Here is a 19,307-nt window from a genome sequence, read left to right on the forward strand (position 1 = left end):
AAAACGGCCCCGCAAACGCAGGGCCGTCTAAAGAAAACATAGTGCACAGAGACGCTTACAGGCTCATATGCGTTCCAAGAGCTTCCATATCAGCCAGCAGCTTGGCCGCATCGTCGACAACAGACTGATCCTGCCCCTCTTTAGCAGCATCATGCGAGGTGCGGGCCTCGGCGATCAGATCGTCCAGACGCGACCGGGTCACTTCGGCCACAGGAATGGCCTTTTCAGCCAGAACCGACAGGCTGTCGCCGTTGATCTGAGCAAACCCGCCGGTGACCAGATATTCGCTGGACCCTTCGGGTGCCTCGACCTTCAACAGACCTGGGCGTAGCGTGGTAATCGTCGGGGCATGATCGGGCATTGCCGTCATATCCCCGTCGGCGCCGGGAAGCTGGACCGCGCTGACCTCAAGCGAAGCAAGGCTTCGCTCGGGGCTGACGAGGTCGAATTGCATCGTGTTTGCCATCAGGTGTGCTCCTTAGGCGGCTTCTGCTGCCATCTTTTCGGCTTTTGCGATCACTTCATCGATGCCGCCAACCATCAGGAAGGCTGCCTCGGGCAGGTGGTCGTATTCGCCGGCGACAACGGCTTTGAACGACGCGATGGTGACATCGAGAGCAACCTGAACGCCGGGCGAACCGGTGAAGACCTCGGCCACATCGAACGGCTGCGACAGGAAACGTTCAATCTTACGGGCACGGGCCACGGTCAGTTTGTCTTCTTCCGACAGTTCGTCCATACCAAGAATGGCGATGATATCCTGCAGCGATTTGTAGCGCTGAAGGATCTGCTGAACGTCGGTCGCAACGGTATAGTGCTCTTCACCAACGATGGCCGGGTCAAGCAGGCGAGAAGTCGAGTCGAGCGGGTCAACCGCGGGGTAAATACCCTTTTCCGAGATCGCACGGTTCAGAACGGTTGTCGCGTCCAGGTGCGCAAACGATGTGGCCGGCGCAGGGTCAGTCAAGTCATCCGCAGGAACATAAACGGCCTGCACCGAGGTGATCGAGCCTGATTTGGTCGAGGTGATCCGTTCCTGCATCGCGCCCATGTCGGTCGCCAGTGTCGGCTGATAGCCCACAGCCGAAGGAATACGACCCAGAAGAGCCGAAACCTCGGAACCCGCCTGCGTAAAGCGGAAGATGTTGTCGACAAAGAAAAGAACGTCGGTTCCGGTTGCATCACGGAATTGTTCCGCCAAGGTCAGACCCGACAGAGCGATCCGCATGCGCGCACCCGGAGGCTCGTTCATCTGGCCGTAAACCAGTGCAATTTTCGAATCTTCCAGCTTATCAGGAACGATAACGCCGGATTCGATCATCTCGTGGTACAGGTCGTTGCCTTCACGGGTCCGTTCACCAACACCCGCGAACACGGACACGCCCGAGTGCACTTTTGCGATGTTGTTGATCAGTTCCATGATCAGAACGGTTTTACCAACGCCGGCACCGCCGAACAGGCCGATCTTACCGCCTTTGGCGTAGGGGGCCAGCAGATCCACAACCTTGATGCCTGTGACCAGAACTTCGGATTCAGTGGCCTGATCCGAGAAATCCGGCGCATCCTGGTGGATGGCGCGAGTTTCTTTGGTTTCCACTGGGCCTTTTTCGTCGATGGGCTCGCCCACAACGTTCAGGATCCGTCCCAGGGTCGCGTTACCGACCGGAACCGCGATCGGTGCGCCGGTGTCGGTTACGGCTTCGCCACGGACCAGACCTTCGGTTGCGTCCATTGCAATGGTACGGACAGTGTTTTCGCCCAGGTGCTGTGCAACCTCCAAAACCAGCTTCTTGCCGTTGTTGGTGGTTTCCAGCGCGTTCAGAATTTCAGGCAGTGCGTCATCGAAGTGCACGTCAACGACGGCCCCGATGATCTGTGTGACTTTGCCTTTTGCATTCGCCATGTTTCGTCTCCGGTTTGTCTCTACAGCGCCTCAGCGCCGGAAATGATTTCAATCAGCTCGTTGGTGATCACGGCCTGACGCGAACGGTTGAACTGGATCGTCAGCTTGTCGATCATTTCACCCGCGTTGCGTGTCGCGTTGTCCATTGCAGACATCCGTGCACCCTGTTCCGAGGCCCCGTTTTCGAGCAAGCCTGAGAAGATCGCAGTCGCAACCCCCTTAGGCAGCAAATCAGCCAGAATGGCTTCTTCGCTCGGCTCGTAATCGAACACCGCGCCGCTGTCGTCACCCTCGATATCCTCGAACGAGGCAGGGATTATCTGCTGTGCCGTCGGGATCTGCGTCACAACGTTGACGAACTTCGAATAGAAGATCGTGGCAACGTCGAACTCACCCCCGTCGAAACGGGACAGCACGTCCTTTGCGATGTCTTGCGCGTTGGTATACCCCAAACGCTTAACTTCGCTCAGATCGACATGGCCCACGAACAGATCGCCATATTCGCGTTTGATCGCGTCGCGACCTTTCTTGCCGACCGTCAGAATTTTAACCGTTTTGCCCTTTGCTTGCAGCTCATAGGCTTTGGCGCGGGCCAGCTTGGCAATGTTCGAGTTGAAGCCGCCACACAGGCCGCGTTCAGCTGTCATGACGACAAGCAGATGGACATCATCACTGCCCGTCCCACGGAGCAGCTTGGGGGCGCTGTCGCTGCCCCCGACCGATGCCGCCAGCCCCGCCATCACGGCATTGAACCGTGCGGCATAGGGGCGCGAGGCTTCGGCAGATTCCTGGGCGCGGCGCAGTTTTGCAGCCGCGACCATCTGCATGGCCTTGGTGATCTTGCGGGTCGACTTGACCGACTCGATCCTGTTTTTAAGATCCTTAAGATTTGGCATATGCCCGCCTCTCCCTTAAGCGAAGGTTGCGGCGTATTCGTCAATCGCAGCCTTGATCTTGTCAGAAGCATCGCCCTTGATCTTGGGATCTTCGTCGGTGATCCACTGGAGCAAGTCGGCGTGCTTGCCGCGCAGATGCGCCAGCAGGCCAGCTTCGTAACGGCCAACATCGGACACGTCGATCTTGTCGAGGTAACCGTTGGTACCGGCGAAGATGACACAGACGATTTCAGCGTTGGTCAGCGGCGAGTACTGCGGCTGCTTCATCAGCTCGGTCAGACGCGCACCACGGTTCAGCAGCTGCTGGGTCGCGGCGTCAAGGTCGGAACCAAACTGCGCAAACGCAGCCATTTCGCGGTACTGAGCCAGTTCCAGCTTAACTGGACCGGCAACCGACTTCATCGAGTTGGTCTGAGCCGAAGAGCCCACACGCGAAACCGACAGACCGGTGTTCACAGCAGGGCGGATGCCCTGATAGAACAGTTCGGTTTCCAGGAAGATCTGGCCGTCGGTAATCGAAATCACGTTGGTCGGAATAAACGCCGAAACGTCACCACCTTGCGTTTCGATAACCGGCAGCGCGGTCAGCGAACCAGCACCGAAGTCTTCGTTCAGCTTCGCCGAACGCTCCAGCAGGCGGGAGTGGAGATAGAAAACGTCGCCAGGATAGGCTTCACGTCCGGGCGGACGGCGCAGCAGCAGCGACATCTGACGATAAGATACAGCCTGTTTGGACAGGTCATCATAGATGATCAGCGCGTGGCGGCCATTGTCACGGAAGAATTCTGCCATCGCGGTCGCTGCGTAGGGTGCAAGGAACTGCATCGGCGCCGGATCGGACGCGGTCGCGGCCACAACAATCGAGTAATCAATCGCACCGGATTCTTCCAGTTTCTTTACCAACTGAGCAACAGTCGAACGCTTTTGCCCAACAGCAACGTAAACACAGTACAGCTTCTTCGACTCGTCGTCGCCAGCCGCTTCGTTGTAGACCTTCTGGTTCAGGATCGCGTCCAGAGCAACAGCGGTTTTGCCGGTCTGGCGGTCACCAATGATCAGTTCTCGCTGGCCACGGCCAATCGGGATCATCGCGTCAACCGATTTCAGGCCGGTTGCCATCGGCTCGTGTACCGATTTGCGCGGGATGATGCCCGGCGCTTTGACGTCTGCGACGCCACGCTCGGTGGATTCGATGGGGCCTTTGCCGTCCAGCGGGTTACCCAGACCGTCAACGACCCGACCCAACAGACCGTTGCCGATTGGCACGTCCACGATCGAGTTGGTGCGCTTAACAGTGTCACCTTCTTTGATGTCACGGTCAGAACCAAAAATAACGACACCAACGTTGTCGCTTTCCAGGTTCAGGGCCATCCCCATGATGCCACCCGGGAACTCGACCATTTCACCGGCCTGAACGTTATCGAGGCCATATACACGGGCAATCCCGTCACCGACGCTCAGCACGCGACCAATTTCGGCCACTTCGGCTTCCTGACCAAAGCTTTTGATCTGGTCCTTTAGGATTGCAGAAATCTCTGCAGCTTGGATTCCCATTTATCCGACCTCTTTCATTGCATTCTGTAGGGAGTTGAGCTTCGACCGGATCGAGCTATCGATCATCTTCGAGCCCACTTTAACGACAAGACCGCCGATGAGGCTTTCATCAACGGTCGCATTGATTGTTACGTTTTTGCCAACACGCTCGGACAGCGTCTTGGAAAGTTTTTCCATTTGCGTCTTGGTAAGCGCCTTGGCCGAGGCAACATCGGCAGTCACTTCGCCGCGTTCGTCTGCCAGCATGTCGCGCAGGACGTTCACCAGTTGCGGTACAACGAACAGACGGCGTTTCTGCGCCATCAGGCCCAGCGTATTGCGCAGGATGGCATGCAGCCCCATCTTGTCGGCAATCGCGGTAATGGCTGATTCCTGTTCTGCGCGAGACACCAGCGGCGACGCAATCAGGTCGCGCAAGTCGGCACTGTCGCCCAAAGCTGCTGCCAGATCATTGATGCCGGTTTCCAGACCTGCGAGGTCTTTATTCTCTTTGGCGATCTCGAAGATCGCGGTGGCATAGCGCATGGCAATGCCTGTGGAAATCGAAGCTGGTTCGGACACGTCCACCCTTCCGATATTTTGGGCCCCGAATTCGCGTTGCGGCAGCTACCCCGGGGGCGTGAAGAAACCCCGTCCAAAAGGCCGGGGATCAAAATCAACGGGGATGTAGCAGAGCCGAACCAAGCTAGCAATATATTATAACCATCACAGTGTTATCCACAAAACGTTTTAATTCATACACTTAAGGCAAGTGCGACCCTTTGGTTCAGGCACACCAGTTGAAAAATGTTACGAAATTGCAGGTTTTTGCGATTCCTGTGACTTTTTTCCCTCATGATTTTGCCTTCAACGGATCTTATGAAGGCTCGGTTCATCAGGCAGGCTTCAGCAATCCATCGAGTGCTTCTATCGGTCGTTTTTCGGAGTCTTTGGTCACGTTGCCACCCGGCGGTCGTATGTGTTTGGTCGCTTCCACGATCAGGACGCCACCTGCCATGACCGTCGGTAACCGCTGTCCGGTTTTTTCGATCAGGCTGCCAGATTTCAACCAGTAACGCTTGAAAGATGGCGGCATGTACAAGGCGGAACAATGAGACCCCGGCAGGAAGTGATGGGCCTTTAACTGGTTTTCCAGTTGTGAGGCCGAATAGGGTCGCCCATAGCCGAACGGGGTTCGGTCCGATCGTGACCATAACCCGGCCCGGTTCGGCACAATAAACAGCGCCCGCCCGCCTGGACCCAGAACGCGCCAGCATTCTTCTAACAGCTGAGTAGGTCGTTCTGAGGTTTCCAGCCCGTGCATCACCACCAACTTGTCCACATGACCGGTCTCGATGGGCCAGAGCGTTTCTTCCGTCAGAACCGAAACATTCGGCATCCCGGCTGGCCACGGCATAACACCTTGCGGGCCGGGCATGAGGCCGATCACACGCCGCGCCTCCTTCAGGTAGGGGCGCAGTAGCGGCACCGCAAACCCAAAACCAGCAACAGTCTGACCTTTTGCCTCGGGCCACAGATCTGTCAGGCGGCCACGTATTGCCGCCTGCGCAGCACGCCCTAACGTGCTGCGGTAATAGAAATTCCTCAGATCCTGCACATCAAGATGCATTGCGGACACCCGGTCAATCGGCTTAGCTGAGTGCAGTCTAGCAACGAAAGGGCAAAAGGCCATGCCTCTTGAGATCGTCACCATCCCGTGCCTCAGCGACAATTACGCTTTTCTCGCCCACGACCGTGTCAGTGGCGACACAGCGCTTGTCGACGCGCCGCAGGCAGAACCGATTCTTACCGCGCTGAATGAGCGGAACTGGCAGTTGAGCCACATTCTTCTGACCCATCACCACTGGGATCACGTTGATGGCCTTGCTGCTATTCTTGAAGCCCATCCGGCAGAAGTGGTAGGCGCTGCGGCAGATGCCCACCGCCTGCCGCCCCTGAACTTGCAGGTTGCTGAAGGGGATAGATTTGAAATCGGCGGCGAACCGGTCGAGGTTCTGGATGTCTCAGGCCACACTGTAGGCCATGTGGCCTTTTACCTACCTAACAGCAAAGTCGTGTTTACAGCCGACAGCCTGATGGCCCTTGGATGCGGGCGTCTTTTTGAAGGCACTGCCCCTCAAATGTGGTCTTCTCTAAGCAAACTAGCCGCCCTGCCCGACGACACGCTGGTATGTTCGGGGCATGAATACACCCAATCCAATGCCAGATTCGCCCTGACAATCGATCCGGACAATTTGGCTTTGCAGGACCGCGTAGTTGAAATTGATCGTGCGCGTGCAGCGGGAATACCCACGGTTCCTTCAAATCTGGCTTTGGAAAAGGCTACAAATCCCTTCTTGCGGGCGGCAGATCCGGCGATTCAAGCGCATTTAGGCATGGAAAACTCGGACCCAGCCAAAGTTTTTGCCGAGATCCGGTCTAGAAAAGACAGGTTTTAGTGCCTATTTCGCCCTCTTCACGGCCACGGTCACAGGAAATGTGACTGTCAAGTGAAAGAAAACCCTTGAAGCCGGGCCACGATCAACCAAACTCTAATAGTATGAGGACATGGTTGGGATGGGGATCCGGCCGAAGCCCGCCCCTTCCGACCCAAGACAGAGGAGCACCCGCGTGCCTTCATTCTCGAGCACATTAGAACAAGCCATTCACGCGGCCTTGGCAGCTGCGAATGAGCGGCGCCACGAATTTGCAACGCTAGAACATCTGCTACTGGCGCTTTTGGAAGAACCTGACGCTATCCGCGTCATGAAAGCTTGCAGCGTTGATCTGGACGAGCTGCGCAGCACTCTGGTCGAGTTCATTGATGAGGACCTGTCCAATCTGGTCACGGATATCGACGGATCCGAAGCTGTCCCGACTGCAGCTTTCCAACGTGTTATTCAGCGCGCCGCCATCCATGTCCAAAGTTCTGGCCGAACCGAAGTTACCGGAGCAAATGTACTGGTTGCGATCTTTGCCGAGCGCGAAAGCAATGCGGCCTATTTCCTTCAAGAACAGGACATGACCCGTTACGACGCGGTCAATTTCATCGCCCATGGCGTTGCCAAGGACCCAGCATATGGCGAAAGCCGGTCCGTCTCCGGTGCGGATCAGGTCGAGGAAGAGGCGCAGGCGGGTTCCGGCGAGGCAGAACAGAAAGAAAGCGCACTCGGAAAATACTGCGTCGATCTGAATGCAAAATCCCGCGCTGGCGATGTAGACCCCTTGATCGGCCGGGCCGACGAGGTGGAACGTTGCATTCAGGTGCTTTGCCGCCGTCGCAAGAACAACCCGCTTCTGGTTGGCGACCCCGGTGTTGGCAAAACAGCCATAGCCGAAGGTCTGGCCTATAAGATTGTACAGGGCGAAGCACCCGACGTGCTCTCCGAAACAACGATCTATTCGCTCGATATGGGCGCGTTGTTGGCCGGGACCCGCTATCGCGGCGATTTCGAAGAGCGCCTCAAGGCGGTGGTCACCGAGCTGGAAGACCACCCGGATGCGGTGCTTTTCATTGATGAAATTCATACTGTCATCGGTGCTGGCGCCACCTCAGGCGGTGCTATGGATGCCTCGAACCTGCTGAAGCCTGCGCTTCAGGGCGGCAAGCTGCGGACCATGGGGTCGACGACGTATAAAGAGTTCCGTCAGCACTTTGAGAAAGACCGTGCCCTGTCCCGCCGGTTCCAGAAGATCGATGTAAACGAGCCTACGGTTGAAGACAGCGTAAAGATTCTGCGCGGCCTCAAGCCCTATTTTGAGAAGCATCACGAGATCAAATATACCGCAGATGCAATCAAGACAGCGGTTGAGCTGTCTGCGCGCTACATCAATGATCGCAAATTGCCGGACAAAGCCATCGATGTAATCGACGAGGCTGGCGCCGCCCAGCATCTGGTCGCAGAAAGCAAGCGTCGCAAAACCATCGGCGTCAAGGAGATCGAAGCTGTGGTGGCCAAGATTGCGCGCATTCCGCCGAAGAACGTCACCAAAGACGATGCCGAGGTTCTGAAAGACCTGGAAGCATCTCTGAAACGCGTGGTGTTTGGTCAGGATCTGGCCATCGAAGCGCTCTCAAGCGCGATCAAACTGGCGCGCGCCGGTCTGCGTGAGCCCGAAAAACCAATTGGCAACTACCTGTTCGCGGGACCAACTGGTGTCGGGAAGACTGAGGTCGCAAAGCAACTGGCCGATACTTTGGGGGTCGAATTGCTGCGCTTTGATATGTCCGAGTACATGGAAAAACACGCGGTCAGCCGCCTGATCGGCGCACCTCCGGGATATGTAGGCTTCGATCAGGGTGGCCTGCTGACTGACGGTGTCGATCAACACCCGCATTGTGTGTTGCTTCTGGACGAGATCGAAAAGGCGCACCCGGATGTGTTCAACATCCTGTTGCAAGTGATGGACCACGGTGAATTGACCGATCACAACGGCCGTACGGTGAATTTCCGCAACGTTGTCCTGATCATGACTTCAAACGCAGGTGCGCAGGAACAGGCCAAGGCCGCCATCGGCTTTGCCCGTGATCGTCGCGAGGGTGAGGATACCGCAGCGATCGAACGCATGTTCACGCCGGAATTCCGCAACCGTCTGGATGCCGTAATCTCCTTCGCACCATTGCCGAAAGAGGTCATTCTGCAAGTGGTCGAGAAATTCGTCTTGCAGCTTGAAGCGCAATTGCTGGATCGCGGTGTGACCATCGATCTGACGACCAAGGCGGCTGCCTGGCTGGCCGACAAAGGATATGATGACAAGATGGGCGCGCGACCTCTTGGGCGCGTCATTCAAGAGCATATCAAAAAACCGCTCGCCGAAGAGCTTTTGTTCGGGAAGCTGGCCAAAGGCGGTGTGGTGCGGGTATCGGTCAAGAAAGGTGAGCTGGACCTAGAAATCTTGGGGCCCGATCAGCGGCGTATCCCGGGCGACAAGCCGCCATTGCTGACGGCAGACTGATCTAACCGACCAAAATTTATCAAGAACCGCCCGGCCGCTGACCAGCGCCGGGCGGCTTTGCGTTTTGGTCTGGGTCAAATCTGACACTGTATCTTGTCTGCGCGACGGAAACTGAAACTCCATACGTTTAGTCCTAGTACACGGTCATCTGAGGAGTTTGGGAATGCACAGGAAAAAAACCATGATTTGGGGTGTCGCTATTTTGGCATCTGTTAGCGCGGCCGTAGCGACGGCACAGCATAGGTTTCGCTATCATGACGAAACCGAAACCAGACCGATCAACCTTGTGCCTGCAACGGTCGACCCAGGCACCAATCAATCCGAAATCAAAGAAACGGCATCTAAGCTGCGCCTGACTGGCAACGGCATTCCTGACCACCTTGTTGGGCAGTTTCCCAACCGCGGAAATCCACACAGCATTTCCACTCAGAATGTAAAACTGAACATTCCGGCAAATCCAAAATCGACCGGATCCAGAACACCGTTACAAATGGGTTGGAATTTTGGCGTCTCGCTGACCGGGGTGACTTTTGATCCACTGGCAGCAGAATTCTGGCACGGGGATCAACGCTCAGGGTGGTCTTACAATGCCTTGGGTGGAGCGATTGCTCTGGGTCTTGACGCGAACTATGCGCATGTTCAGCCAAATGGAAAATATCACTATCACGGCGTCCCGACCGGATTGATCGAACTGCATGACTGGTCACCTGTCAAGCACTCGCCCCTGATTGGGTACGCTGCCGATGGCTATCCGATTTATGCCATGACTGGTGTGATTGACGGCCAGGTGATCCAAATGACCTCATCTTACCGTTTGAAATCCGGCAATCGGCCAGGGGGCAACCAACCGGACGGTCGATATGATGGCACGTTCAACGAGGACTATGCCTATGTTCAGGGCAGCGGGACATTGGATCAGTGTAACGGCGCGTTTACTGTTTCAGCCGAATATCCATCTGGAACCTATGCCTATTTCCTGACCGAAAACTACCCGGTGATCCCAAGGTGCTTTGCCGGAACACCGGACAAAAGTTTCCGTTTTGGGCGTCAATAGTCTGAAGTCTCAGAAAACCAACTATTTCATCGTTCGGTGAGCTTCAGTTCGATCCGACGGTTCTGCGCACGGGCTTCGGGCGTGTTGGCCGGGTTGACGGGTTGGAACTCGCCGAACCCGTTGGCCGCCAATCGGTTCGGCGGTATGCCCAGCGCGTCGACCATGTAGCGCACCACTGACAAGGCACGACCCTGGCTAAGCTCCCAGTTGTCACGATATCGACCACCACCGCCCAAAGGCACGTTATCCGTATGACCGTCGACCCGAATGACCCAGTTCAGGCCGGATGGAATTTCGGCCGCCACACCACGCAAGATGTTGGCTACTTTGGCGACTTCCTGACGCCCTTCCGCTGACAAAACCGCCGAGCCGGTATCGAACAGAACTTCCGAGGAAAAGACAAACCGGTCCCCCTCGATCCGGACGCCCTCCTGATTGCCCAGAACATCGCGCAACCTGCCGAAAAACTCGGAGCGATAGCGTTCAAGGTCTGCGGCCTGCGCCGTCAGCTCCTGATTTTCACCGGCAAGGGATTCCGCTTCCGCCTCAAGTCGAATACGCTCGGCCTCTTCCAGTAATCGGCGGCGGCGCTCTTCCGAGGCGGCCCGTGCCAATGCCGCGTTCAGGTCCTGACCCAATGTCTGAATTTGAACTTCTGAGGCTGCGTTGCGTTCTTCGAAATCGTCCAGCAGGGCCTGCAAAGACCCCAACTGTCCTCGTAAAGCTGCGATCTGTTGGTTCAATAAGGCAGCCTCGCGTTGTGCTTTAGCAGAGATTGTCTTCTCTGCCGAAATTGTTTCGCGCGCGACGGCCAGCAGGGCCTCTCGTTGATCCGCTAATGATCTTTGCTCATCCGCGTCGACTTGCGCCTTTGTCCGCGCCGCAAGAGCGGCCTGCAACTGCGCTTGAAGTTCCTCGTTGTTCAGTTCCCCAAACTGGCGTTCAAGCTCAGCTCTGGCAGCTTGCGCAGCAGCCAACAAGGTCAGGGTTTCCTCGGCCTCCTTGCGCTGCGCCTCCAGCGCAAGGGTCATGGCCGTCAACTCAGCATCTGCGCTCTGCAACCGATTGCGCAGGTTTTCCGCAGCCGCAGCTTCCGCCAAGCGGGCCGCTTCTTCGTCGCTCAGGTTCTGTTCCAGTTCTGAAATCTGGGCCACACGTTCCGCTTCGGATTGCTCTAGATCAGCAATCAGTGCTTCCAGTGCCTCGCGACGCGACGCCGCCAAACGCGCTGCTTCAGCCTGTGCGTCAATCTCGTCGCGGCTTTGGGCAAGTGCAAGGTTCAGCGCTTCTTGCGCGCTAAGTAGTTGTTCGCGCTGGTTTTCCAAAGCAGCGATATCACCCAACGCCCGTTCCTGATCAGACAACAAGGCCGCGACCTGCGCTTCGAAATCTGTGATACGGGTTTGGGCCTGATCCAATGCCGCCGCTTGCCGGTCCCTCTCGGTCGTCAGTGATGCGATCAGTGACTGCGCTTGCGCCAGATCACCTTCGGCCTGCGAGAGTGTCGTCGTAAGCGCCCCGAGTCGAGCTTCCAATCGACTATTTTCGCGTTCTTCCAGACCAAGGGCGCCCGCCAGCGCAGCCACTTCATCTGACAGGGCCGTCAACTCATCTTCTTGCCCCGAGATGGTTTCGCGCAGAACAAACTGTACCACCATGAAGATGGTCAGCACGAAGATCAGCACCATCAGCAAGCCCGTCATCGCATCCACGAAGCCGGGCCAGATAGAGCCTTGGAATCGTTGGCCGGTGCGGCGGGACAGCGCCATGGGTTACTCCCCTTCCGGCGCGGTGCGCACCGCGCCGCGCGGCAGGGTCATCGCTTTGACCAACAGTTCAAGATCCTTTCGCAGTTCGTTCATGCTTTCCTGCCGTCCGGCGGAAATCTCTTCCAGAATGCGCAGCAATTGGACATCCATGGATCGCAAGCGCATGCGGCTTTCGGCGTCAATCCCTTCGCCTGACCCGTGATCGCGCAAATGATCCAACAACGCGTCCTGGCCCAACGCGATCCGTTCCAGCGCGGCAGTCACGCCTTCGCTGTCTGCCTGACGCAAGTTCATGTCGCCAATTACATCGACCAATTGGCTTAGCTTTGCTGAAACGTCTGCCCTCTCAGTTTCCTGCGAAATAAACATCGACTGCAACGCATCCATCTGTTCTGACATCGCATCAAGAACCGGCGTCAGCACAGCAATCTCGGCACCGCCATCCTCACCCGAGGCAAATCCGACGCGGGTGATACCAGACAGCCATTCTTCCAGCTCACGGTAGAAACGGTTTTGGCCGTGCCCGGCAAACACTTCAAGAAGGCCCACAATCAGTGACCCGGCCAGACCCAGCAAAGACGAGCCAAAGGCGACGCCCATACCCTGTAACTGCGCCTCAAGCCCGGTCATGAGGCGGTTGAATACGGCCAGCCCTTCTTCGCCCTCTTGCGGATTAAGGCTGCGGATAGTGTCGACAATGGCCGGCACGGTCGTGGCCAGACCGAAAAACGTTCCCAAAAGACCCAGATAGATCAGGACGTTGGTGATATAGCGCGTAATCTCGCGTTCTTCCTCGACCCGTTCCGCCACGGAATCAAGGATCGAGCGTGTCGATGTTGAACTGATCTGAGACCGTGCGCCCCGTTCCCGCAAAAGCGACGCCAGCGGTGCCAACAGTTGGGGCGTGCGGGCGTCTTCACGGACCACCCCGCCAACGAATGCCTCGATCCATCGGACCGAGCCGATAAGCTGCGTGACCTGATAGAAACAGGCGAACACACCGATAACAAAGACCAACAGAATAAACCCGTTCAGATACGGGTTCGCGAAAAACACCGGCAGCACATAGGGCAGCGCCATGAATATCCCCAGCCCTGCAAGGCCGATTGCGATCAACATCATCACAATCTGCCGAATGGGATGCGAGAAATGGGGTCTCGCGCCCTGATGTGCCTGCGCCATGCGCGTTGTTCCCGATATTTGCCTGCTCTGGGCCGAATCTAGCGAAATTACGCCGGTGACGCCAAGAGTTTATGCGGTAAGCTTGCGCACCCGTTGCGACAACCACTCAAGATCCGGATCGTGTAAGCCGATCTCGGTCAGATGTTCGGCTGTATTGTACAGATATTCGGTGTTAGGGCCGCGCCCGCCAACCGCGTGGGCGATGATCTGGGCCTGATCCTCTAACGGCATACCGCCGCAATATTGAACATGATCGCCATCAATCACATATGTCACGGCATTCACAGCCTCGCCATTGTCCAGATGAACATCCAGCATTCGTTCAACATAGGCCGACGAGATTAGTTCGCGTTCGCGTAGTTCTTGTAATGTACGGTCTTCGTGCCCGGATTCCACCGCCAGAGCCAACCCTTTGCACTGAGCCTCGGCCTGTTCGTCCAACGCCAAGACAAGGCCCGGGTTTTCTTCTGTCCCGCGGTGGTGGATCGAGCTCATGCAAAATGACCGCGCATAACCGTGCAACGTCGCGCGTTCGCTGCGGGCCACAGGAAAGCCCGGATTCCACAGCAGAGATCCATAACCGAAAACCCACATCGTCATTGCACTGGTCCTTGCCCGTTTCGGCCTATAAACATCAAATCCAAGGCAGGAAAAAGGGCCAATGCGCATGCGCCGTCTGATACGAGTGATCATTTTTGCGGCTCTCGCATGGAGCGCCTACTGGTTCGTTGCCGGGTATGGCCTGCGCAATGCGATCACAAGCTGGTTCGACCAACAGCAAGACCTGGGCTGGCAGGCCGATTTCTCGGATGTCGCCACCGCTGGCTATCCCGCGCATCATCTCACCCGGTTGAACAATCCTGCGCTGGCGGATCCGGTGAACGGTACGGCCTGGAGCGCGGATTGGATCGAATTCCAAAGCCCCGCAATCTGGCCCGGACGGCAGGTTTTGCGCTTTGCCGAAACGCCGCAGCGCTTGTCCTACTATGATCAGACTTCAACCATTGAGGCAGATGCGCTTCAGGCCGAGCTTCAATTGCAGCCCGGCGTTGCCTTGATGCTTGAGAAAATGGCCCTGACAGCGGGGCCATGGATGATCACCGAAGACACAGAAACGCTGGCCGCCGGAAGCACACTCGGGCTTATCATGGAGCAAACGGCCGTTCCCGAGGCCTATATGATTTCGGGGAAAGTGGACGGCTTCACGCCCGGGGATGACCTGCGCAGCCTGATGAAGTCAGCCGCGTCGCTACCGCAGGCGTTCGATACGCTGGAGTTGGATATGGTCGCCACGTTCGACAGGCCATGGGACCGCTCCGCGCTAGAGCAGAGCCGCCCGCAGCCGACGCAAATCGATCTGAATCTGGCTGAAATCAAGTGGGGCGAGTTAAGGTTGTTTGCGGCCGGAGAGCTTGATGTCGACACCCAGGGTATCCCAACTGGCGAGATCGCGATCAAAGCAGAGAACTGGCGCGATATGATCGCAATGGCGAATGCTGCGGGCGCCCTGCCCGATCAGGCCGTTGACCCTGTGACGCGCGCCCTGAATTTTCTGGCCGGCTTGGGTGGCAACCCCAATGCGCTGGATCTGCAGCTGAACTTTCGTGATGGATTCGTTGCGTTGGGGCCGCTTCCACTTGGGCCTGCCCCTCGCCTGATCCTGCGCTAGCGGCAGTATGGACCGCTGCGATAGCGTGCTGTGTCCAGATGGAAATGGTCGCGGTGGTAGTGATCTGAGTTCGGCCCCAACACAGTACCAAAGGGTCCGCACGCGCCGCGCCAGACTTTCTTGAGTTGTTTTTGGGATGGGTTCTTACGCCATCCCTGATACACGCTCACCACTTCGCCATCTGCCATCACAAAACCCGAGATATCTATGGCGCGCCCTTTGCCATGCTCGGAAACACGGGCGCCTTTGCGGTTGTTGCGGGTGCGACACGCATAATGTGCAGCCACCTGCAACTGGACGATCGGACCCCGCCGCTTGAAGGTTGGCTTGACTGACTTATCCACCCACTTGTTCAGCGCAATTGCCGTTCCGCAATCCATTGTCGACGGGCGGCTTAGCTTCACACCCGAGATCGAGGTGATCTGAACAGCGTCCTTAACTCCGCACGCCTTGATTTTCCCCGGAACCCTTCCAACGGCTTTGCCTTGAATAGCGATGTCGCCACACACCGAGCTCTTACGCAATTTCCGTTTCTTGAACAGCACCTCTTGTTCCAGCGACTTGGGCCGCATGTACGGCAACAGAGATATGTCGGGTGCCAACAAGGGCAAATCCGACGGCCGCGCGGTAAAGGCCGCAACCTGCGGCGAGGCTGGTCGCAATTCAGGGCGCAATTTGGGGATGGCGCTCACTTGGACCGACGCGCTCTGGACGGCGACGGGGACAATTGATGCTCCGCCTGAATAGATCGCCGGTCGTGCGACCGGTATCAACGACTGTTCCAATGGCATCGCCTGAGGCGCTGAGGCCCAGATGACTGCAACTCCGATTAGTAGTCTTCCCCCCAAAACTCTCATCAGCTTGCCTTTCCGCGACCGAAATCCGGCGCATCGGTATCCTGACCCGCGTCGATGATACCGCGCCGAATGGCGCGGGTACGGGTGAAATAGTCAAACAATTGCTCACCGTCGCCGGTTCGAATTGCCCGTTGCAACGCAAACAACTCCTCGGTGAAACGCCCCAGGATCTCTAGTGTTGCGTCCTTGTTGGTTAGGAACACATCGCGCCACATGGTCGGATCAGAGGCAGCAATACGGGTGAAATCACGAAAGCCCGCTGCCGAGTACTTGATGACCTCGCTATCGGTCACCCGCCGCAGATCATCGGCTACACCCACCATCGTGTAAGCAATCAAGTGCGGCGCATGAGAGGTCACGGCCAAAACGAGATCATGATGGTCGGCGTCCATCTCATCGACGTTTGATCCCAAGCCTTCCCAAAACGCGCGCAATCGGGCGATGGCGTCCGGGTCGGACCCATCGACTGGAACCAGCAAACTCCAACGGTTGTCGAACAATTCGGCAAAGCCGGATTCCGGACCCGAATGTTCCGTCCCCGCCAACGGGTGGGCCGGGATAAAATGCACGCCTTCGGGGATGTGCGGAGCCACAGATTTTATGACGTGGCGCTTTACAGACCCTACATCTGACACTGTTGCGCCTGGCTTCAGAACCGGCGCGATGTCTTTCGCAACTGCGGCCATTGCCCCCACGGGTACGCATAGAACAACCAGATCGGCACCCTGGACAGCTTCTTGCGCAGTGTCGCATACCCGGTCGCACAGCCCAATGCGGCGGGCGGTTTCCCGGGTCGCCGTGGACCGGGCAAAGCCTGTAACCTCGTTCGCAAGGCCTGCGCGTTTGATCGCCCAGTACATGGACGAAGCAATCAAGCCCAAACCAATCAGCGCCACGCGGTCATAAATCTGGCTCATGCAGCACCCCTTCTGAACGCAGCGACAGCCGCGACAACACGGCGACAGGCTTCTTCATCGCCCACAGTGATCCGTAAAGCGTTTGGCAGGTTGTAACCCGCAACACGTCGCACGATCAAACCCTGCGTTTTAAGGTGGTCGTCACAAGCCTCGGCCTCGGCCTGATCTGCAAAGCGCGCGAGAATGAAATTGGTGCTGGATGGATCAGAGGGCACGCCAATCTTCGCCAGTTCATCCGCCATCCAAACCCTAAGGCGCGCGTTCTCAGATTTGCAGAACTCTAGGAACTCGGTATCGTTAATCGCAGCTTCTGCCGCAGCAAGTGCGGTCAGCGACAGGTTGAATGGCTGGCGTACCCGGTTCAGCACATCGATAATCGGCTTCCGCGCATATCCCCAACCGACCCGCATACCGCCCAAGCCATACACTTTGGAAAAGGTCCGCGTCATGATCACGTTCTCAAAGCGGTCAACCAATGACGCACCGCCATCAAACCCGTCGACGAATTCCGTATAAGCACCGTCGAGCACCATCAGGCAATGGTCAGGCAAACCCTGGGCCAGACGCCCCAATTCTGCTTCGGAAATCATGGTCGAAGTCGGGTTACCGGGGTTGGTTACAAAAACGATTTTTGTCTGTGGCGTCACCGCATCCAAAATAGCATCGACATCGACCTTTCGGTCGCGCTCAGCCACCATAACCGGTGTCGCGCTCGCCATACGCGCGATGATTGGGTACATCGAAAACCCGTGCTCGGTATAGATGACCTCGTCCCCCGGTCCCGCATAGGCCTGGGCTACAAATTGCAGCACTTCGTCGCTGCCGACACCGCAGATGACCTGTGCCGGGTCAAGCCCGTGCACATCACCGATGGCCGCGCGCAGGCTCGCGTGGTCTGTGTTGGGATAACGATGTAATGTGGCCGCGCTGTCGCGAGCGGCTTCAATCGCCTTGGGACTGGGGCCGAACGGGTTTTCGTTGGAACTCAGCTTGATAACCTGTTCCACCCCCGCAACATGCGACTGGCCGCCCTGATACAGCGCAATGTCCATAATGCCGGGTTGAGGGGTAATTTGGGTCATGAGAGGCTCCGTTAGTTGAGCCCCTCATACCTGTCTCAAGGCGTTGAGAAAAGCGGCAATTCCGTCAGGCGGCCTTGAAGCGGGCCGTCGCCGGATCAGCATTGTAATACGGCACGTACTCTTCGGTCCGGTGCGACAGCTCATTGACACTGTCGATGATGAATTGGACCGTTTCCTCGCTCATCAAATACGAGAAGTTCAGCCGCACCCAACCGGGTTTCTTCATTTCCTCCCCGGCCGACAACTCGGCGTGCAATCTTTCCGAGGTCGCCTGGTCAATGTCCAAAAGGCGGTGGGCATAAGGTCCAGCGCAGGCGCATCCTCCCCGTGCCTGAATGCCGTAGATATCGCTGAGCATCCGTGTGAACAGTTGTTGATGCACCGGCTGTCCGGCATTGTCACGGACGAGGAAAGAATAAATCGGCAAGCGATGCGGGTTGTCCGTTCCCAGCAAAGTCAGGTTCGGATTGTCCTTCCAGCCGTCCAGCGCCATGCGGTTGTACAAAGCTTCGCGCCTGGCGATCTCGTCCGTGCCAACCACGTCTTTGACAATAAAGGCAAGTGCCGCACGAATATCGCCAATGACATTGGGCGTTCCGGCCTCTTCCCGCGCAGACAGATCTTCGCTGTAATCGTGCCGCCAGGGCGAGACGAAGCTAACGGTCCCACCGCCCGGCCAGCTGGGGCATGTGCGTTGAACGACAGACCGGTCTACGACCAGCACGCCGGATGCACCCGGCCCGCCTGGAAATTTATGAGGGGACACAACGATTGCATCCTTACGGGCATCACGTGGCCCCATATCCATCGGCAAATACGGACCGCCACCAGCATAATCCCAGACGGCCAGCGCGCCATGCGCTTTCAGCAGCCGTGTCACCGGGTCGGGATCGGTGATGATCCCAGTCACGTTCGATGCGGCCGAAAACGACCCGATCACCAGATCCGCGCCTGAATTTGCACTCAAGGTGTCTTTTAACACCTGCAAATCAATACCTCCGCCAGATGCCTCGGGTATTTCTATCACCTGCGCTTTGCTTTCGCGCCATGGCAGGATGTTCGAGTGGTGTTCGTATGGACCGATCAAAACAATCGGCCGGTCAGCCTCCTGCACTCCCAGCAGACTGACCAACCGATTGAGCCCAGCAGTGGCACCAGATCCGGCAAATATCACCGCATCTTCTTCCCGTGCGCCAACAATGCGGGCTATTTCTGCGCGCGCCTCACGCCGAAGCCGCGTCATATACGAACCGCAGTAAGAGGCCTCGGTGTGGCTGTTGGCATAGAACGGCAACACATGCGCGGCTACGAAATCTTCAACCTGCCGCAACGCGCGGCCCGAGGCGACGTAGTCCGCATATACAAGCGGCACGTCCCCATGCAGACCCGGGATCAGGGCATTCTCTCCGATCAACCCATCGCGCAGACTGGAATTGTGAGTGGTGGATTGGATTTCCGCACGAAAATTGGTCAGGGTCATAACACAGGC

17 protein-coding genes are annotated in these 19,307 nt (G+C 57.2%); 4 read left to right on the top strand and 13 right to left on the bottom strand.

The window, feature by feature from the left end; genetic code table 11:
- Positions 1–55: 55 nt before the first annotated feature.
- The 6 genes from Q1B21_RS04810 to Q1B21_RS04835 all read right to left on the bottom strand — a co-directional run bounded on the left by Q1B21_RS04810 (position 56) and on the right by Q1B21_RS04835 (position 5,962).
- On the bottom strand, positions 56–466 hold the full coding sequence (locus tag Q1B21_RS04810; protein ID WP_298933904.1) for a F0F1 ATP synthase subunit epsilon: 411 nt from the start codon (positions 464–466) through the stop codon (positions 56–58).
- A gap of 12 nt (positions 467–478) precedes the next feature.
- The gene (atpD, locus tag Q1B21_RS04815; protein ID WP_298933907.1) at positions 479–1,903 is read right to left on the bottom strand and encodes a F0F1 ATP synthase subunit beta; all 1,425 of its coding nucleotides are present in this window, start codon (positions 1,901–1,903) and stop codon (positions 479–481) included.
- Positions 1,904–1,923: 20 nt separating this feature from the next.
- Positions 1,924–2,799: a F0F1 ATP synthase subunit gamma gene (locus Q1B21_RS04820; RefSeq protein ID WP_298933908.1), complete on the bottom strand. Its 876-nt coding sequence runs from the start codon at positions 2,797–2,799 to the stop codon at positions 1,924–1,926.
- Positions 2,800–2,814: 15 nt separating this feature from the next.
- Positions 2,815–4,353, bottom strand: coding sequence for a F0F1 ATP synthase subunit alpha (gene atpA, locus Q1B21_RS04825; RefSeq protein WP_298933910.1), 1,539 nt, complete (start codon positions 4,351–4,353; stop codon positions 2,815–2,817).
- Complete coding sequence (locus tag Q1B21_RS04830) at positions 4,354–4,914, bottom strand: F0F1 ATP synthase subunit delta (RefSeq protein ID WP_299886519.1); 561 nt, start codon at positions 4,912–4,914, stop codon at positions 4,354–4,356.
- A 313-nt stretch (positions 4,915–5,227) separates the two neighbouring features.
- Positions 5,228–5,962 carry a class I SAM-dependent methyltransferase gene (locus Q1B21_RS04835; protein WP_299886522.1) on the bottom strand — a complete coding sequence of 245 codons (735 nt, stop codon included), beginning with the start codon at positions 5,960–5,962 and terminating at the stop codon, positions 5,228–5,230.
- Between the two features lie 61 nt (positions 5,963–6,023).
- Here Q1B21_RS04835 and gloB point away from each other — a divergent pair, with 61 nt between their 5' ends.
- The 3 genes from gloB (at position 6,024) to Q1B21_RS04850 (ending at position 10,342) form a co-directional block, all read left to right on the top strand.
- Complete coding sequence (gene gloB / locus Q1B21_RS04840) at positions 6,024–6,791, top strand: hydroxyacylglutathione hydrolase (RefSeq protein ID WP_299886525.1); 768 nt, start codon at positions 6,024–6,026, stop codon at positions 6,789–6,791.
- Between the two features lie 172 nt (positions 6,792–6,963).
- On the top strand, positions 6,964–9,288 hold the full coding sequence (clpA, locus tag Q1B21_RS04845; protein ID WP_298933916.1) for an ATP-dependent Clp protease ATP-binding subunit ClpA: 2,325 nt from the start codon (positions 6,964–6,966) through the stop codon (positions 9,286–9,288).
- Positions 9,289–9,451: 163 nt separating this feature from the next.
- Positions 9,452–10,342: a YHYH protein gene (locus tag Q1B21_RS04850; protein ID WP_299886529.1), complete on the top strand. Its 891-nt coding sequence runs from the start codon at positions 9,452–9,454 to the stop codon at positions 10,340–10,342.
- Between the two features lie 26 nt (positions 10,343–10,368).
- Here Q1B21_RS04850 and Q1B21_RS04855 read toward each other — a convergent pair whose 3' ends face one another.
- From Q1B21_RS04855 to Q1B21_RS04865, 3 genes are all read right to left on the bottom strand, one after another.
- Complete coding sequence (locus Q1B21_RS04855; protein ID WP_299886532.1) at positions 10,369–12,111, bottom strand: peptidoglycan -binding protein; 1,743 nt, start codon at positions 12,109–12,111, stop codon at positions 10,369–10,371.
- Between the two features lie 3 nt (positions 12,112–12,114).
- Positions 12,115–13,293: a biopolymer transporter ExbB gene (locus Q1B21_RS04860; protein WP_298933923.1), complete on the bottom strand. Its 1,179-nt coding sequence runs from the start codon at positions 13,291–13,293 to the stop codon at positions 12,115–12,117.
- Positions 13,294–13,362: 69 nt separating this feature from the next.
- On the bottom strand, positions 13,363–13,893 hold the full coding sequence (locus Q1B21_RS04865; RefSeq protein WP_298933925.1) for a gamma-glutamylcyclotransferase: 531 nt from the start codon (positions 13,891–13,893) through the stop codon (positions 13,363–13,365).
- A 61-nt stretch (positions 13,894–13,954) separates the two neighbouring features.
- Here Q1B21_RS04865 and Q1B21_RS04870 point away from each other — a divergent pair, with 61 nt between their 5' ends.
- Positions 13,955–14,962, top strand: coding sequence for a DUF2125 domain-containing protein (locus tag Q1B21_RS04870; protein WP_299886536.1), 1,008 nt, complete (start codon positions 13,955–13,957; stop codon positions 14,960–14,962).
- On the opposite strand, the gene Q1B21_RS04875 is transcribed toward Q1B21_RS04870, so the two are convergent.
- The 4 genes from Q1B21_RS04875 to Q1B21_RS04890 form a co-directional block, all read right to left on the bottom strand.
- On the bottom strand, positions 14,959–15,819 hold the full coding sequence (locus tag Q1B21_RS04875) for an extensin family protein (RefSeq protein ID WP_299886539.1): 861 nt from the start codon (positions 15,817–15,819) through the stop codon (positions 14,959–14,961). The genes Q1B21_RS04870 and Q1B21_RS04875 overlap by 4 nt on opposite strands.
- Positions 15,819–16,736, bottom strand: a complete 918-nt coding sequence (locus Q1B21_RS04880; protein ID WP_299886542.1) for a prephenate/arogenate dehydrogenase family protein — start codon at positions 16,734–16,736, stop codon at positions 15,819–15,821. The genes Q1B21_RS04875 and Q1B21_RS04880 overlap by 1 nt, the downstream gene beginning before the upstream one ends.
- Positions 16,733–17,818 (bottom strand): histidinol-phosphate transaminase, encoded by a 1,086-nt coding sequence (gene hisC, locus Q1B21_RS04885; RefSeq protein WP_299886545.1) that lies wholly within the window; start codon positions 17,816–17,818, stop codon positions 16,733–16,735. Before hisC ends, Q1B21_RS04880 begins: the two co-directional genes overlap by 4 nt.
- A 64-nt stretch (positions 17,819–17,882) precedes the next feature.
- Entirely contained in the window at positions 17,883–19,298 is a 1,416-nt protein-coding gene (locus Q1B21_RS04890; protein WP_299886547.1) for an aminotransferase class V-fold PLP-dependent enzyme, read from the bottom strand.
- Positions 19,299–19,307 lie beyond the last annotated feature (9 nt).

The sequence above is a fragment of the uncultured Ruegeria sp. genome, assembly GCF_947504215.1.
Lineage (GTDB): Bacteria > Pseudomonadota > Alphaproteobacteria > Rhodobacterales > Rhodobacteraceae > Ruegeria.

Bases quoted from the DNA above. Each gene is read 5' to 3' on its own strand.
- Q1B21_RS04810 (WP_298933904.1), bottom strand. From the start codon at position 466: ATGGCAAACACGATGCAATTCGACCTCGTCAGCCCCGAGCGAAGCCTT.
- atpD (WP_298933907.1), bottom strand. From the start codon at position 1,903: ATGGCGAATGCAAAAGGCAAAGTCACACAGATCATCGGGGCCGTCGTT.
- Q1B21_RS04820 (WP_298933908.1), bottom strand. From the start codon at position 2,799: ATGCCAAATCTTAAGGATCTTAAAAACAGGATCGAGTCGGTCAAGTCG.
- atpA (WP_298933910.1), bottom strand. From the start codon at position 4,353: ATGGGAATCCAAGCTGCAGAGATTTCTGCAATCCTAAAGGACCAGATC.
- Q1B21_RS04835 (WP_299886522.1), bottom strand. From the start codon at position 5,962: ATGCATCTTGATGTGCAGGATCTGAGGAATTTCTATTACCGCAGCACG.
- gloB (WP_299886525.1), top strand. From the start codon at position 6,024: ATGCCTCTTGAGATCGTCACCATCCCGTGCCTCAGCGACAATTACGCT.
- Q1B21_RS04850 (WP_299886529.1), top strand. From the start codon at position 9,452: ATGCACAGGAAAAAAACCATGATTTGGGGTGTCGCTATTTTGGCATCT.
- Q1B21_RS04855 (WP_299886532.1), bottom strand. From the start codon at position 12,111: ATGGCGCTGTCCCGCCGCACCGGCCAACGATTCCAAGGCTCTATCTGG.
- Q1B21_RS04860 (WP_298933923.1), bottom strand. From the start codon at position 13,293: ATGGCGCAGGCACATCAGGGCGCGAGACCCCATTTCTCGCATCCCATT.
- Q1B21_RS04865 (WP_298933925.1), bottom strand. From the start codon at position 13,893: ATGACGATGTGGGTTTTCGGTTATGGATCTCTGCTGTGGAATCCGGGC.
- Q1B21_RS04870 (WP_299886536.1), top strand. From the start codon at position 13,955: ATGCGCATGCGCCGTCTGATACGAGTGATCATTTTTGCGGCTCTCGCA.
- Q1B21_RS04875 (WP_299886539.1), bottom strand. From the start codon at position 15,819: ATGAGAGTTTTGGGGGGAAGACTACTAATCGGAGTTGCAGTCATCTGG.
- Q1B21_RS04880 (WP_299886542.1), bottom strand. From the start codon at position 16,736: ATGAGCCAGATTTATGACCGCGTGGCGCTGATTGGTTTGGGCTTGATT.
- hisC (WP_299886545.1), bottom strand. From the start codon at position 17,818: ATGACCCAAATTACCCCTCAACCCGGCATTATGGACATTGCGCTGTAT.
- Q1B21_RS04890 (WP_299886547.1), bottom strand. From the start codon at position 19,298: ATGACCCTGACCAATTTTCGTGCGGAAATCCAATCCACCACTCACAAT.